This is a genomic window from Burkholderiales bacterium (assembly GCA_023511995.1).
Taxonomy (GTDB): domain Bacteria; phylum Pseudomonadota; class Gammaproteobacteria; order Burkholderiales; family Thiobacteraceae; genus Thiobacter.
This window is the reverse complement of record JAIMAL010000016.1, coordinates 20,481-35,235: the sequence shown is the minus strand read 5'-3', so window position 1 is coordinate 35,235 and position 14,755 is coordinate 20,481. Positions and strand designations below refer to the sequence as shown.

At 62.3% G+C, this 14,755-nt stretch carries 11 protein-coding genes; 4 read left to right on the top strand and 7 right to left on the bottom strand.

Translation table 11 applies throughout. The features are described 5' to 3' along the window. Nucleotides 1-926: 926 nt before the first annotated feature. From cynS to K6T56_09155, 4 genes are read right to left on the bottom strand one after another with little or no spacing between them, the layout of a single operon-like run. Nucleotides 927-1,370, bottom strand: coding sequence for a cyanase (gene cynS / locus K6T56_09170; GenBank protein MCL6556515.1), 444 nt, complete (start codon nucleotides 1,368-1,370; stop codon nucleotides 927-929). 26 nt (nucleotides 1,371-1,396) lie between these two features. Next, complete coding sequence (locus K6T56_09165) at nucleotides 1,397-2,323, bottom strand: ABC transporter ATP-binding protein (protein ID MCL6556514.1); 927 nt, start codon at nucleotides 2,321-2,323, stop codon at nucleotides 1,397-1,399. Between the two features lie 10 nt (nucleotides 2,324-2,333). Then, nucleotides 2,334-3,167 carry a nitrate ABC transporter permease gene (ntrB, locus tag K6T56_09160; protein ID MCL6556513.1) on the bottom strand — a complete coding sequence of 278 codons (834 nt, stop codon included), beginning with the start codon at nucleotides 3,165-3,167 and terminating at the stop codon, nucleotides 2,334-2,336. Nucleotides 3,168-3,173: 6 nt separating this feature from the next. Then, complete coding sequence (locus K6T56_09155) at nucleotides 3,174-4,535, bottom strand: ABC transporter substrate-binding protein (GenBank protein ID MCL6556512.1); 1,362 nt, start codon at nucleotides 4,533-4,535, stop codon at nucleotides 3,174-3,176. Between the two features lie 702 nt (nucleotides 4,536-5,237). On the opposite strand from K6T56_09155, the gene K6T56_09150 reads away from it, so the two are divergent. After that, nucleotides 5,238-7,766, top strand: coding sequence for a cation-translocating P-type ATPase (locus K6T56_09150; protein MCL6556511.1), 2,529 nt, complete (start codon nucleotides 5,238-5,240; stop codon nucleotides 7,764-7,766). A gap of 92 nt (nucleotides 7,767-7,858) precedes the next feature. Here K6T56_09150 and speE read toward each other — a convergent pair whose 3' ends face one another. From speE to K6T56_09135, 3 genes are all read right to left on the bottom strand, one after another. After that, on the bottom strand, nucleotides 7,859-9,124 hold the full coding sequence (gene speE, locus K6T56_09145) for a polyamine aminopropyltransferase (GenBank protein ID MCL6556510.1): 1,266 nt from the start codon (nucleotides 9,122-9,124) through the stop codon (nucleotides 7,859-7,861). A 136-nt stretch (nucleotides 9,125-9,260) separates the two neighbouring features. After that, entirely contained in the window at nucleotides 9,261-10,532 is a 1,272-nt protein-coding gene (locus K6T56_09140) for a nitrate/sulfonate/bicarbonate ABC transporter ATP-binding protein (protein MCL6556509.1), read from the bottom strand. 3 nt (nucleotides 10,533-10,535) lie between these two features. Beyond that, nucleotides 10,536-12,251: an ABC transporter permease subunit gene (locus tag K6T56_09135; GenBank protein MCL6556508.1), complete on the bottom strand. Its 1,716-nt coding sequence runs from the start codon at nucleotides 12,249-12,251 to the stop codon at nucleotides 10,536-10,538. Nucleotides 12,252-12,392: 141 nt separating this feature from the next. On the opposite strand from K6T56_09135, the gene merT reads away from it, so the two are divergent. From merT to merA, 3 genes are read left to right on the top strand one after another with little or no spacing between them, the layout of a single operon-like run. Next, complete coding sequence (gene merT / locus K6T56_09130; GenBank protein MCL6556507.1) at nucleotides 12,393-12,740, top strand: mercuric ion transporter MerT; 348 nt, start codon at nucleotides 12,393-12,395, stop codon at nucleotides 12,738-12,740. An 11-nt stretch (nucleotides 12,741-12,751) separates the two neighbouring features. Then, complete coding sequence (gene merP, locus K6T56_09125; protein MCL6556506.1) at nucleotides 12,752-13,045, top strand: mercury resistance system periplasmic binding protein MerP; 294 nt, start codon at nucleotides 12,752-12,754, stop codon at nucleotides 13,043-13,045. A 2-nt stretch (nucleotides 13,046-13,047) separates the two neighbouring features. Then, on the top strand, nucleotides 13,048-14,667 hold the full coding sequence (gene merA, locus K6T56_09120; GenBank protein ID MCL6556505.1) for a mercury(II) reductase: 1,620 nt from the start codon (nucleotides 13,048-13,050) through the stop codon (nucleotides 14,665-14,667). The last annotated feature ends 88 nt before the right edge of the window (nucleotides 14,668-14,755 follow it).

The following is a 14,755-nucleotide window of genomic DNA, read 5'->3' as shown; positions in this document are numbered from 1 at the left end:
CTGTCTTTTGCTTCGCACCTGTCCGACGACGGATCCTGCGAATAGCACCGCAACTTCTCATCCGTCTGCGCCCAGCAGCCGTCACTGATACCGTACTGCGCAGCCATCTGTACCTTGCCAAGCAAATAATCCACCAAGCGTATCCGTCCAGCGCCTTTCTCACTCGGCCCGACTTTTGAGGCGGACGGAAAATTGGTCGAGGAAGTGGGGGGCCGTCCTCGGAGAAGACCAGCCAGTCGGCCGGTTTGGGGTCGATGCGCGCACAGCCATAAAGAGCTGCGCCAAAGGATCGTCGACCAAGGACTCCGGGATGGTGTGCTCGAAGCGCTGGGGGACGTTCATCTTCGGTGTCTGGGTTCCAACGCTCGATGCCGTCCCGCTCGAGCAGCCGATCGTCTGTCGAACCGAGGGGCGTTGTTCGTGGGCAGCGTGTTGCGAGTGGGCAGCTGCGGTGGGGCGGGCTTGGAGGGTGGGCAAAAGCAAAGCCTGTGTGGGAGACGGGGTCGCGGTGAAGGCGACGATGTCACGGCGCAGCCGGTCGTGGATTCGGTAGAGGGTCGGGAGGCCGCCACCTGCAGCGGCTGCTCGTGCCGTTTCTTGGGGGCCCGGGCTTGGCGTGGCGGCTGAGGGGCTCAACTCCCCCCGGCGGTGCATGCGCGGGGTGTGGCGCCCAGGCTGCGATGCGACACAAAGCGCATCGCGAGTCGCTTACAGGCCGTGGCGATCTCCAAAGGGCAGAATGTTAAGCGGTTGCTCGTGTCTTTGGCAGTCATCTGCCAAAGATGCCCCGAGGCGGCTAGCCGGTTAGGCCCCCGCATGCGATATCCAATGTGATGCACTCGTCTGGCAGGCCTCTTGGATCAAGGGCCTGCCAGGGTTTCTGAATTGGTGCACCAAGCCAACAGCCGGCAAGCCGTGATCCTGCCTCAATACATCTTGTAGGGGAGGAACTTTCCGCTGAGCACGATCTTGACCCTGTCCCCTTTCGGATCGGGCTCACGGCTGATGTCCATAGAGAAATCGATCGCACTCATGATGCCGTCGCCAAACTCCTCGTGGATCAACTCCTTGATAGTCGTACCGTAGACCATGATTAGCTCGTAAAACCGGTAAATCAGGGGATCGGTAGGCACCGTGGTCGGCAGCGATCCCTTATACGGAACCACCTGCAACAAAGCTACCGCTTCGGCAGGTAGCTCCAACAACTCCCCCAACACCCTGGCTTGTTCTGCGGTGAAGGTCATCTGTCCCAAGCACCCTGCAGTGACCCACTCCTTGCTCTGGCCCACTGCCTTAGCGATCTCGCTCCACTTCAGCCCTTTCTTCAGTTTGTTGGCAACAATCATTTCAGTGACGTCAGCGCGATTCATAACGATTACTCCTCAATTCAACGAGTTTAGGATACAGAAGGTACAGTCTGCCGAGGTGGGTACACCAACTCCCGCCCACCGTCGGCTTCCTCGTCCGCCTCAAGCCCCGGGCAAACGATTGGCGGACTATGGCCATCGTAATCGGGCTGTGCAGCCATCGTAGAGTGCCTGGAACGGTTCACCAGGAAATCAATCAAGTGGTTGCGGATGCGATAGTAGTGGGGGTGCTTGTATACATCATGTTTTGTCCGACTCCGCGGCAAGGTATTGACTACGATCTCGGCAATCCTCGCTTCTGGTCCGTTGGTCATCAGCAAAACCTTGTCGGCCAACCGGATGGCCTCATCCACGTCGTGAGTGATCATAAACACAGTCTGACGGGTCTTGGCGCAAATACTCAGCAGTTCATCCTGGATCATCGCGCGGGTCAGTGCGTCGAGCGCAGCAAAAGGCTCGTCCAGCAGCAACATCTTGGGTTCAATAGAAAACGCGCGCGCAATTCCGACCCGCTGCCTCATGCCGCCCGAGAGCTCGGCCGGCTTTTTGTATTCGTGTCCAGTCAAATGCACCAAGTCTATGTATTTCTGACAATGGGCACGAACCTTGTCCTTGCTCCATTCTGGCCAGCGCGATTTAATGGCGAACTCGATGTTTTCCCTCACCGTAAGCCAGGGAAAGAGAGCATGCCCCTGGAATACGACGCCTCGGTCCAACCCGGGCCCTGATACCTGCCGACCGTCCATGATCACGACGCCGTCGGTGGCCTCATCCAGCCCAGCAAGAATATTCAGTATCGTCGATTTGCCGCAGCCTGAATGGCCGATGATGCAAACAAATTCACCACGCTCAATAGTGAAGTGCACCTCTTTGATTGCCGCCACGGGCTTGCCGCCCCGCCTGGCTGGGAAAATCTTGGTTAAGCCCTCCACTTTGAGAAAAGGCTGGGTGCTCATAAGCTTTCCCTCATTCTGTGTAGCTGACCAGCTTGAGTAGAGCGCCAAAAACGATATCCAGGCAAAGCCCTACCACGCCAATCAGGAATATGGCAACAATTACGTTGACGATGCTAAGATTGTTCCATTCGTTCCAGACGAAATATCCTATACCCGTGCCCCCAATCAACATCTCGGCAGCAACAATCACCAGCCACGCTATACCCATAGAGATGCGCATGCCAGTGACGATGGTCGGGGCAGCTGCAGGGAGGATCACTCCCCAGGCGGTGCGTAAGGGTTTGACTTCAAGAGTTCTGGCGACGTTGAGCCATTCCTTCTTCACAGAGGCAACCCCATGTGCGGTATTGAGTAACATCGGCCAAATCGAACAGATAAAGATCACGAATATGGCCGACAGACTAGAGTCCTTCAGGGTATAAAGTGCCAGTGGCATCCAAGCCAGAGGCGAAATTGGCTTCATGACCTGGACGAACGGATTCAGCGCACCCTGCATCACCGGCGACATGCCAATAACGAACCCAAGCGGAATCGCCACGATGGCAGCCAGCACAAACCCAGAGATAACGCGAGCCAACGAATACGCGAGCTGAATACCAATCCCTTTGTCATTGGGACCATTGTCATAGAAGGGACTGGATAGTTTGCTCAGAAGCGTCCTGCCGACCGCCATTGGGCCAGGGATGTCAGAAGTTTGGGCACTGCCCCCCATAAGAGTGGCGTACTCGTCAGTGACTCTGGCCGACGTCTTGTGATCTGCCTCTGTGGCAATATGCCAGACCAGTAGAAAAGCCGTCAGAATCACCAGGGAGAGCAGTCCGGACCGAAAAGCAAGAGATCGCATCATCGCTCAGGCCCTCCTCAAGGTGAAGGAACGCAAATATTCCTCGGGTTTGGCGGGATCGAATTCCTTGCCCATAATGGTGTGTTTACGGTAGTTTTCCTTGGGTGGGTTCAAGCCTAGTTCCATCATGCGTTTTCTGGCGTCCGTTGCCAAAAACACATTTTCCGCAATCTGTCGATAATCCAAATCTCCCTTGACGTATCCCCAACGCTTTAACTGTGTAAGTATCCATACCGCCATCGACTGCCAAGGGAAGGGGTCGAAGTCGACTCGATCCGGCACGTTCTTGACATTGCCCAGACCATCGGCAAAGCGGCCGCTCATGACCTGCTCCAATACTGGTACAGGCTGGTTGAGGTAGTTGGCTGGGGCAATCGCTTGGATGATGGTACTTCGGTTGGCTTTGTTACTGGCGTAGTGGGTAGCCAGCGCAATGGCACGGAACAGCGCACCAAAGGTATTGGGATAGGTCTTGGCGAAGCCTTCCGCCACGCCGAACGCGCAGCAAGGATGCCCGTCCCAGATTTCCTTGGACAAGGTGTGAATAAAGCCAACACCTTCGAAGACCGCGCGCTGATTGAACGGTTCCGGGCCAAGGAAGCCGTCTATGTTTCCGGCACGGAGGTTGGCCACCATGTCGGGTGGCGGCAGCACGCGCAGCTCGACGTCCTTGTCGGGATCAAGACCATGTTCTGCCAGGAAATAGCGCAACAGCAAATTGTGGATCGAATAATCGAAGGGAATCCCAAACTTCATGCCCTTCCACGAGCTGGGAGACAGCTTGTCTTTATGCTTGAGGTGCAGAGTGATGGCCTGGCCGTTGATGTTCTCGATCGCGGCAACGTCAATTGCGACCGGCCTGGAACCGAGCCCCAGGCTCATGGCAATGGGCATGGGTGAGAGCATGTGTGAAGCGTCGTATTCTTTGTTGATAACCTTGTCGCGCACCACTGCCCAGCCCGCCGTCTTGACGAGGGTTACGTTGAGTCCCTGCTTGGCATAAAAACCCATGGGTTCAGCCATGATGATCGGAGTGGCGCAGGTGATCGGAATAAAGCCAATCTTGAGATCCTTCTTTTCTATCGGGCCACCACCCTCGGCTGCTAGAGCCTTGGCGGCGCTCAGAGGAAAGAAATGAGAGATCGCCGCCAGCGCTGTCCCCGCTCCCACGGCGCGAATGAAATTGCGCCTTGTCTCGTCTTTCGGAAACATGGCGCGCACCACTGTGGCTTCCACCAGGCGGCCAATGACGGCCTCCTCTCCGCGCACCTCGGCGTCGTGTTCAGCCTGGCTGTGATGGCGGCCGCAGGCGCAGCCGCGCCGGTGCAGGCGCAGGTTGGGGTCGAATGGATTCTTGAACGCAGACATCACAGACTCCTTTCACACACCGTGAACAGTCGCTCGCTGTCCTTTCGCGTAGCAATATGCGTTCCAACCCAAGTGAAAAAATCCGGCTAGCGGAAAGCTAGCGATCCATCTGGCCTTTTCTCACCGTGACAGCGGAGTCGCGAAGGTTCCGCATCATCCCCAATGCACAATAACTGGGCACGATGCACCTTAGCAGTGCATCAAGAAATCAGTAGACTCGACGTGACAATAGGATCAGACCATGCACTTCCTTGCGTATCCTCGAAGCGGGCGAAATGTGTAAACTGCCCCAGCATCGAGGTGAAGCACATGCACGTGTATCAGATCATCAGATCGTTGAGCTGCCTGACGACCTTCCGCGGGACGAGTCGACCGGGAGCCACTCGCTTTCGACTTGCACACGATCAGGTAGACTGTAGAAAGGGTTAGCGAAGTAGAAGGGGGGCGCGGATCTGCTCCTGATCATCTGGCCGGGAAAATGCCGCGCACACGCTCTCTCTGAAAGCTTCAGTAAAAAGCTGAACACATACCCAATCGCTTGACAGCCACCCGCTTTTTGGATGCAAACCCATGCTTCTTTAAGGCCCTCCCTGGGCCATGGGCGCACGGTTCAATCGCAACGACCGCCGGCCCCCACGGGCCGTCTCTTCGCCGACCCGGCGCCACCCTCCGGCGCTGCCTGATTCCGGCTCTCCTGCTGGGATGACGACGCCAAAGGCGCCTTCCGGTCTCGACGCGACGGAAGCAGCGCGGCGCCTGCAGGAGGAGGGACCCAATGTCCTTCCGGGTGAGGCGCGGCACGGGTTTTTACGGCTCCTTGTGGAGGCCCTGGCCGAGCCCATGTTCCTGCTACTGCTCGGTGCCGCTTTCCTCTATTCCCTGTTCGGGGAACTGCGCGAGGCGCTGTTTTTGCTCGGCTTCGTGCTGGTCACTCTGGGGCTTACCCTCTATCAGGAAGGCCGCAGCGAGCAAGCGATCACCAGGCTGCGCGATCTGTCGAGCCCGCGTGCGCTGGTGATCCGCGATGGGCAGCGGGTGCGCATTCCCGGCCGCGAAGTGGTGCGCGGCGATTTGGTGGTATTGAGCGAAGGCGACAGGGTTCCCGCCGACGGCGTGTTGATTGAGGCCAGCGGGCTCATGGTGGACGAATCACTGCTCACGGGCGAGGCCGTGCCCGTGCGCAAACTGCCCGCCGAGGGCGAACCGTCACCGACGCAGCCCGGGGGTGAGGACACGCCCTTCGTCTATTCCGGGACGCTGGTGGTGGCCGGCCACGGGATTGCCCGCATCACCGCGACCGGCCCCCGCAGTGAAATGGGTCGCATCGGCCTGTCTCTCGCCGGTCTAACCCGGGAAAGCTCGCCTCTAAAGCAGCAGACCGCCCGTCTCATCCGCACCCTCGCCCTCTTTGCCCTCGCCGCGAGTATCACGCTCGCCCTCATCTATGGGTTTCTGCGCGGTGAGTGGCTCACCGCCGTGCTCGCCGGCATTGCGCTGGCGATGGCACTACTGCCGGAGGAGTATCCGGTGGTGCTGACCCTTTTCCCCGCTCTGGGAGCCTGGCGCCTGTCCGCGCAGAAGGTTCTCACGCGCCGCGTGGCAGCGATCGAAACTCTGGGCGCGGTGTCGGTGCTGTGTGTGGACAAGACCGGTACCCTCACCGAAAACCGCATGCAGGTGGCGGAGCTGTGGCAGCCGCAAGCAGGACTCGCAGTGGCGGCCTGTACGCAACTGCCCGAATCCTTCCATCCCCTGGTGGAATTCGCCATCCTCGCCAGTGAAGAAGATCCCTTCGACCCCATGGATCAGGCTTTCCATGCTCTGGGGCAACGTCTCCTGGCCGACACGGAACATCTGCACCGAGATTGGACGCTGGTGCACGACTACGGTCTTCATCCGCAACTGCGCACCATGGCCCATGTCTGGCGGAGTACTACCGAGTCGGCCCATATTGTGGCGGTCAAGGGCGCACCAGAGGCCGTGGTGGACCTCTGCCATTTGGCGCCGGGGGAAGCGCAAAGGGTGTTGGAGGCGGCGGAGGCGATGGCATCACGCGGCCGGCGTGTGCTGGCCGTGGCAGGGGCGCGCTTTGCCGGCGAGGTCCTGCCTGCCATGGAACACGATTTCGATTTCCGCTTTCTCGGGCTGGTGGGACTGGAAGACCCCTTGCGTGCCGAAATCCCGGAGGCCGTCGCCCAATGTCACGCGGCAGGGATTCGCGTGGTGATGATCACCGGCGACTATCCCACTACCGCCCGCGCTATCGCCCTTAAGGCGGGATTGCCGGCCGATGACGTGCTGTCCGGCGAGGAGTTGGCGCGGCTCGATGAGGCGGCATTGCGCCAACGCCTTGCTGGTGTGCATGTCTGCGCGCGTATCACACCGGCGCAGAAACTGCGCCTGGTTCAAGCCTTTCGCGCCGCGGGCGAAATCGTGGCCATGACCGGCGACGGCGTGAACGACGCGCCGGCGCTGAAGGCCGCACACGTGGGCATCGCCATGGGCAACCGGGGCACCGACGTGGCGCGGGAGGCGGCATCCCTGGTCCTCCTCGATGACAACTTCGCCTCCATCGTCAATGCCATCCGCCAGGGGCGGCGTATCTTCGACAACCTGCAGAAATCCATGTCCTACATCATGGCGGTGCACGTGCCCATCGCCGGCATCGCGCTGCTGCCGGTGCTGGCAGGCCTGCCACCGGTGTTGTATCCCGCCCATATCGCCTTCTTGGAGCTCATCATCGACCCGGCTTGTTCCCTCGCCTTCGAAAACGAACCCGCCGAAGAGGACATCATGCGTCGTCCGCCGCGCGATCCCCAGGCTTTGCTCTTCGGCGGCGCGACCCTCGCCCGCGCCCTCGCCCAGGGGGCCGCCGTGCTGGCCGTGGCCGGCATCGCGCTGTTCTGGGCCGCGTCCCACCTCGATGCAGAGCAGGCCCGTGCTTTCCTCTTTGCCCTGCTGGTATCGGCCAACCTCGCCCTGATCTTCGTCAACCGCAGACGAGGCCTTTCCCTCGCTACACTGCGGCTCCCTAACCGGGTGCTTTTTCTGGTGACGGTGGCCACGTTGGCGCTCCTGCTTTTCGTGCTCTATGTGCCGTCCCTCGCCGCCCTATTTCACTTCCGGCCGCCGCCAGCTGTGGGCGTGGTTGGGGCGTGTCTGCTAGGTTTTGCCGCGACCGTTCCCCTTGCTCTGGTGCAAGGACGCAGGACCTTCTCACACCGGGCCTAAGCCCCGGCGCAAGCGCAAGGCACTATACCGCTTGCACAGGACAATTCGAGGCGCACCGAGACCGCACGGCAGCAGGCTGCCGTGCGGTGGCTTTACGCCGTGGCGCGTTGAGGGGCGATGTCGTCGGCAGGACGCACCAGTTCGCGATAGAAATTGGGCAGGGCGAACAAGGCGTAGTGAACGTCGGCGTTGTAGTAGTTGAGATGGGGAAGGGCGGCGCTGCGGCTTTCCACCACGGCCCGCTCCACGGCGGTGGGATCGAGGCGGTCGGAAGCGACCGCGAAGCCCCAATAGGCTCCATAGAGGGGAACGTAAAGGCCGAAACAGTGCACCTCGGCAAAGACGCGGCGCAGGGCCATCACGATGGCGCGCACCTGCTGCGGCTCGAAGACGGGCGTGCCGGTGTGCAACACGACGGCAGCGCCGGGACGCATCACCCGTTTGACGGTGTGAAAGAATGCCTCGGTGTAGAGGGAGCCGGCGGGCGTTTCGGGATCGGTGAGATCGAGCAAAATCAGGTCGAAGCGGTCCTCGGTTTCCTGCACATAGGCGAAACCATCGCCGATACGCACCGAAAGACGCGGATCAGCAAACACGCCGCGATGGATGCCGGCAAGATGCTGGCGGGCCACGGCGACCACTTCCGCGTCCAGCTCCGCCATGACGACGCGCTCGACGCTTTCATGTTTGAGCACCTCCTCGGCCGCGCCGCCATCGCCGCCGCCGATGATCAACACTTGGCGCGGTGCACCATGGGCCACCGCCGCTGGATGCACGAGGGCCTCGTGGTAGAAAAATTCCTCGCCCTCCGAGGTCATGAAATGGCCATCGATGCGCAGGGTGCGGCCAAAGGCGGGCGTGTCGAAGACTTCGATGGTCTGGTAGGGACTGCGTTTGGTGAGCAGGCGCTGGCGGCTGCGCAAGCCATAGACGGCATCGCCGGCATCGTTCAAAGGCTCGATGATGAGCTCATCCGGCGGATGCTCCTCACTGCCCCGCTGCAGGCGGTGGATTTCACTGCGCGCCGGGTCGAAAGCGGCGACGATTTCGCGCAGCAGCGTCTCCGCCTTGCCCGAATTGTCGGTGGTGAAATTGCACACGTACACGTCCAGGGTGACGGCTCGTTTCTCCGGCCAGGTGTGTACGGCAAGGTGGGATTCGGCGAGCAAAAGCATCCCGGTCACGCCCCCGGGCTCGCCGTTGTATGGTGGAAAGGCATACCACTTCTCGTCCACCAGAGTAAGCCCGGCGGCGACGGTGTGGCCGCGGCAAAGTCCTGCGAGTTGTTCGGCGTCGGTCATCAGACCGTCGGCACAGCGGCAGTCATACAGATCAGCCGTCAGATGAAGCCCCTGCATGGCTCAATCCCCCATCCAATCGGTTGCACCACCAGACCGAACAGGCCTGGACGAAAAGCCCGCGATTATATCAGCTTGATGCCAGAAAACGGAAGATGGCGCAGGTTGCGCCCAATGAGCGCAAGATGGGGGCGGTTCAGTCACTTTCCAGATAGAGCTCGTGACTGTCGTGGTCGTAGGCGAAGAGGTCAGCAAAGCGGCCCCAGTCCACCGCGATGTCGAGCTGACGTTCGGCCTCGGCGCCGAATTCCGGTGTCAGCCGCTCGACGAAATAATCTCGGTCGACACGCTGGTTGTCGTCCTGTTGCAGGCTCTCGTAAATCCAGCGGATCAGGGGCACGCGCAGCAGCCGGCCGGCGATGATCTCTTTGCGCACGGGAATACTGGCTTCGGCGTATTCCTGTCCCAGCGGTGTGAGGATGATGTCGCCGGCCTCGAGACGCGCCAGTCCCAGCCGCTCGGCGGCCTCCACCAGCGGCGCTAGGGTAGTGTAGTCGGCACCGATGGCCTGCGCCAGCCGCGGTAGATCGGCGCGGCCGTTTTCGGCAGCGATTTTTTCTGTAAGCCCGCCGAGGGCGATCAGGCGCACATCGGGCAGCCGCCGCAGCACCGCGCCGGTCCCCGGTGCGGCGCCCTGAACTTCCGCTTCGCTGCCGGTGCGGCCGGTGACGGCGGCGTACACCCGATCCACCAGGGCCTGGAAGGCGACGTCCTTGCGCGCGCGGGGATGACGCAGACCGACGTGGATTTCCCCCAGCACCCGGCCGGGGTCCTTGGCCATCACCACGATGCGGTCGGCAAGCTCCACCGCCTCTTCGATGTTGTGGGTGACCATGAGAATGGCCCGAGTAGGCATTGCCTGCGCCAGCCACAGCTCCAAAAGTTCGCCGCGCAAGGACTCCGCGGAGAGCACATCCAGCGCGGAGAATGGTTCGTCCAGGCAAAGGAGCTCTGGCTCCACGGCCAGGGCCCGGGCGAAGCCCACCTTCTGCCGCATGCCCCCCGAAAGCTCCCGCGGATAAGCCGACTCGAAGCCCGACAACCCCACCAAGTCCACCAGTTCTTGGGCGCGCCTAGTGCGCCGCGCTTTGTCCACGCCGCGCGCCTTCAGCGCCACCTCCACGTTCTCCAGGACGGTGAGCCAGGGAAAGAGGGCGAAGGTCTGGAAGACGATGGCAGTATGGGGGTTGACACCGTGCAGGCGGCTGCCCCGGTAACGCACCACACCGTGACTCGGTGCGGTGAGACCGGCAATGATGCGCAGCAGCGTCGATTTGCCGCAGCCGGACGGCCCCACCAGGCAGACGAGCTCACCGGTCTCGATGGTGAGATTGATATCACGGAGGGCGTGGAAGTGGCCGAAGCTCTTGCCCACGTGTTCGAGATGGACGAGTGCATCGGCGGCCATAATTCACTCCAAACGGTAACGCGCTTCGGCGAGACGATACAGACGCAGCCAAAAAAGCCGGTTGGTGAGCACCACCGTCAGCACCATGACCAGGGTGGCGGCAGCGAGCAGTGGAAAGTCGCCCTGCTCAGTGGCCCGCGCGATGACGGCGCCGATGCCTTCCGTGGCATGGGTCTGGCCGGCGAATTCCACGTATTCGGCGACGACGCTGGCATTCCACGCCCCTCCCACGGCGGTGATGGCGCCGGTGACGGCGTAAGGAAAAAGCGCGGGTAAATAAAGGACGCGCCAACGGCCCCAACCGGACAGGCCGAGCAATGCCGCGGTATCGCGCAAATCCCGCGGAATGGCGGAGGTGCCCGCGATCACGTTGAACAGCAGATACCACTGGCTGCCCAGCATCATGAGAAGAACGGCGGACACATCGAGCCCGCCGGGCAGCCGGAGGAAGAAGAGCAACACGAGGGGAAACAGCGCCGTCGCCGGCACCGAGGCCGCCACCTGCGCCACCGGCTGCAGCAGAGCGGCAAGGCGCGGCCGCGTGCCGATGGCCACGCCGACGGGCAAGGTCCACGCCGCCGCCAGCAGTAACGCCGCCATCACGCGCAGGAAGGTGGCTAAAAGCCCGCGGCCGATGTCCGCCCAGGCTGCCAGCGGCAGGGTAGACAGCATATCGAAAAGCCGCAGCAGGCCTAAGCCTACGGCTAGGGCCAGCGCGCCCCACAGGACGCGTCGCGTGAAACTTCCCCGCGCCGTTGTCTCGCCAAAGTGCACGGTCGCAGTGGGATCCTGCCAGCGGCGATCCAGACGCTCCATGAGCGGCTGCCAGGCTTGGCTGATGAAACGCTCCACGAGGAGTGAACGGGCGAGGACATCCCTTAGCCACGAGCTCACGTGGTTTGCCCCTTCCACCGTTTCCAGCTTGAAGCGTTCCGCCCAGGCCAGCAGGGGCCGCCACAAAAGCTGGTCGAGGGCGACGATGAGGCCAATCAAGGTGCCCACGCCCAAAACGAGCGCATGGGTATCGCCTTGGTGGGCCGCCGTTTGCAGATAGCTGCCCAGGCCCGGCAGGCGGAAATCGCGGCTGCCCACAGTGAACATCTCCGCCGCCATGAGGAAAAACCAGCCACCCGCAAAGCTCATGATGCTGTTCCAGATGAGGCCCAGCGCGGCAAACGGTAGCTCCACGTATTTGAAGCGGAACCAGCCGCCGAAACGGAACACCGCCGCCGCCTCCAAGAGTTCCCGCGGCACGGTGCGCGCCGACTGGTAAGTGCTGAAGGCGAGGTGCCAGGCCTGGGAAGTGAAGATGAGCACGATGGAGGCGAGCTCCACCGCCACCCCCGTGGGAAGGATCACGGTAAGGGAAAGGAGCACCACCGGCAAAAAGGAGAGGATGGGCACGCTCTGCAGGACGTCGAGGAGCGGCAGCAGAACCCGCTCCGCCCGCCGGTTGTGGGCCGCGTAAAGCCCATAACTGACGGCAAAGAGCAGAGACAACCCATAGGCCGCCAGCATCCGCAGAAAAGACAGTGCCGCATACCAGGGCAGGGCCGAGGCGGCGAGAGAAATCTCCGGTCCCTTCACCACCGCCGGCGCATGGAAGGCCAGACGCGCACCAAGCCAGACGACGGCGCCGATGGCCGCGAGCACCACCGCATCGCCCCAGGTGAGGGGCGGGCGGGCAGGCAGGGAAAGGGGGAAATCGAGGCGACGCATGGGGGGCCGAGGCCAAGCCCCGCATCCTACCCCAGTGCCCGGCTGCGTGCCACCCTCGCGGCCTGTCCACTTCCACCCCTTGACTCCGTACCGCAGTACAGGGTCCATACTGGCCGCGTCTCGATGATTGGAGCCCAGACCATGACGCGTACCCGTAGCCCCAGACTGCCCCTCATCGGGGGCGTGCTCGCCGCCCTTGGCGCCTCCCTCTGCTGTATCGGCCCACTGGTGCTGGTGCTGCTCGGCGTGGGAGGCGCCTGGGTGGGGAGTCTTGCCCGCCTCGAGCCCTTCCGCCCCTTCTTCCTCGCCGCCGCCGCGGCTGCCCTCTATTTCGCCTGGCGCAGGCTCTACTCCCCTGCTGCCTGCACCCCCGGCGCGGTATGCGCAAGCCCGCGTGTGAGCCGCCTGTACAAGGCGCTCTTCTGGCTCGTGGCCCTCCTTGTGCTCTTTGCTTTCGTCTTCCCTTACCTTGCGCCCCTCTTTTACTGAAAGGAGTCCTTATGCTGAAAAAACTCATCCTCTTGCTCATGCTCGCCTTCGGCCTTGCGGGAAGCGCTTTTGCCGCCATGCGCACCGTCGTTCTTTCTGTGCCGGGCATGTATTGCGAAGTTTGTCCCATTACCGTCAAAAAAGCCCTGCAGAAAGTGCCAGGCGTGACCAAGGTGGAAGTCTCCTTCGCAAAGAAGGAGGCCGTAGTCACCTTCGACGACGCCAAAACCAGCATCAAGGCCCTGGAAGACGCCACCTTCGAGGCGGGCTATGAATCCACGGTGAAAAGCGGGGCAGCGAAATGAAGGTGCACACCTTGGCCATCCACGGCATGACCTGTGGGCACTGTGCCGACACGGTAAAAGAGGCGCTGTTGTCGGTGACGGGGGTGCGCCACGCCGAGGTCTCCTATGCCGCGGCCACGGCCCGGGTGGAAGCGGAGCCAGACACGCCCGTCGACGCCCTCCTCGATGCCGTCCGCGCCAGGGGCTACCGCGCCGAGGCAATGGAAAACCCTGGCCCGGCGAAAGCGCCGGGGCTTTCCGTGGCCATCATCGGCAGTGGCTCGGCAGCCTTTGCCGCCGCCCTCCGCGCCGTCGAGGCCGGCGCGGCGGTGACCCTCATCGAGGCGGCCACCCTGGGCGGCACCTGCGTCAACGTGGGTTGCGTGCCGTCGAAGATTTTCATCCGCACCGCCCACCTCGCCCATCTTGCTGCGCGGCACCCCTTCACTGGGCTTGGTCGGCAGGCGCTGGCCGTGGACCGCCGCTCCCTCCTCGCCCAGCAGCAGGCACGGGTGGCGGAATTACGCCATGCCAAATACGAAAGCCTGCTTGAAACTCATCCCGGCATCCGACTTTTGCGCGGCTTTGCGCGCTTCGAAGATGCCCACACTCTTCTCGTAACGCAGCCAGACGGCAATAGCTTGCGCCTGACACCGGACCGCATCCTCATTGCCACCGGACGCCTGCCCCACATACCACCGCTGCCTGGGCTCGCCGGCACGCCCTTCTGGACCTCCACCGAGGCGCTGCTGGCGGAGGAAATGCCAGCCCACCTCCTCGTGCTGGGGGGCTCGGTGGTGGCCCTGGAACTCGCCCAGGCCTACCTGCGCCTGGGCTCCCGGGTCACTCTGATTGCCCGGGGTAGGCTGCTCCCGAAGGAGGATCCGGCCCTCGGCGAAGGCCTCAAGGCGGCACTGATCGAGGAAGGCATGACCGTGTTGACGGACACCCCGGTCACGGCCGTGGCTTTCGACGGCCAATCGTTCTTACTGAAAACCGGCCTAGGCGCCACCCGCGGCGACCGGTTGCTCGTTGCCACCGGTCGCACACCCAATACCGCCGGACTCGCCTTGGAGCGCGCCGGTGTTGCCGTGGATGCCAGCGGCGCCATCGTCGTGGACGACCACCTGCGCACCTCGGTGCCCCACATCTATGCGGCGGGCGATTGCACCAACTCGCCTCAGTTCGTGTACGTGGCGGCAGCCGCCGGCACCCATGCTGCCATCAACATGACCGGCGGCGATGTGGCACTGGATCTTTCCGTGGTGCCAGCAGTGGTCTTCACCGATCCCCAAGTGGCCACCGTGGGTCTTTCCGAAGAAGAGGCGAAACGGCTTGGCGTGGAAACCGACAGCCGCACCCTGACGCTGGACAACGTGCCCCGGGCGCTCGCCAATTTCGACACCCGTGGCTTCATCAAACTGGTGGCGGAGAAAGCCAGCGGACGCCTGCTGGGCGCACAGGTGCTGGCGGCGGAAGGTGGCGAAATCATCCAGACCGCGGCGCTGGCCATCAAAAACCGCATGACGGTGCAAGCACTCGCCGCCCAGCTCTTCCCCTACCTCACCATGGTAGAAGGGCTCAAACTCTGCGCGCAGACTTTCACCAAAGACGTGAGCCAGTTGTCCTGCTGCGCGGGATAGAAACCTCAGGGGCGCCAGTAGCGGTAACCCTTTAGTTGCAGCCGGATCATCTCCGGCGCACCGGCGGGCACGAACTCCACCTCCAGCG

Bases quoted from the DNA above. Each gene is read 5' to 3' on its own strand.
- cynS (MCL6556515.1), bottom strand. From the start codon at position 1,370: ATGAATCGCGCTGACGTCACTGAAATGATTGTTGCCAACAAACTGAAG.
- K6T56_09165 (MCL6556514.1), bottom strand. From the start codon at position 2,323: ATGAGCACCCAGCCTTTTCTCAAAGTGGAGGGCTTAACCAAGATTTTC.
- ntrB (MCL6556513.1), bottom strand. From the start codon at position 3,167: ATGCGATCTCTTGCTTTTCGGTCCGGACTGCTCTCCCTGGTGATTCTG.
- K6T56_09155 (MCL6556512.1), bottom strand. From the start codon at position 4,535: ATGTCTGCGTTCAAGAATCCATTCGACCCCAACCTGCGCCTGCACCGG.
- K6T56_09150 (MCL6556511.1), top strand. From the start codon at position 5,238: ATGACGACGCCAAAGGCGCCTTCCGGTCTCGACGCGACGGAAGCAGCG.
- speE (MCL6556510.1), bottom strand. From the start codon at position 9,124: ATGCAGGGGCTTCATCTGACGGCTGATCTGTATGACTGCCGCTGTGCC.
- K6T56_09140 (MCL6556509.1), bottom strand. From the start codon at position 10,532: ATGGCCGCCGATGCACTCGTCCATCTCGAACACGTGGGCAAGAGCTTC.
- K6T56_09135 (MCL6556508.1), bottom strand. From the start codon at position 12,251: ATGCGTCGCCTCGATTTCCCCCTTTCCCTGCCTGCCCGCCCGCCCCTC.
- merT (MCL6556507.1), top strand. From the start codon at position 12,393: ATGACGCGTACCCGTAGCCCCAGACTGCCCCTCATCGGGGGCGTGCTC.
- merP (MCL6556506.1), top strand. From the start codon at position 12,752: ATGCTGAAAAAACTCATCCTCTTGCTCATGCTCGCCTTCGGCCTTGCG.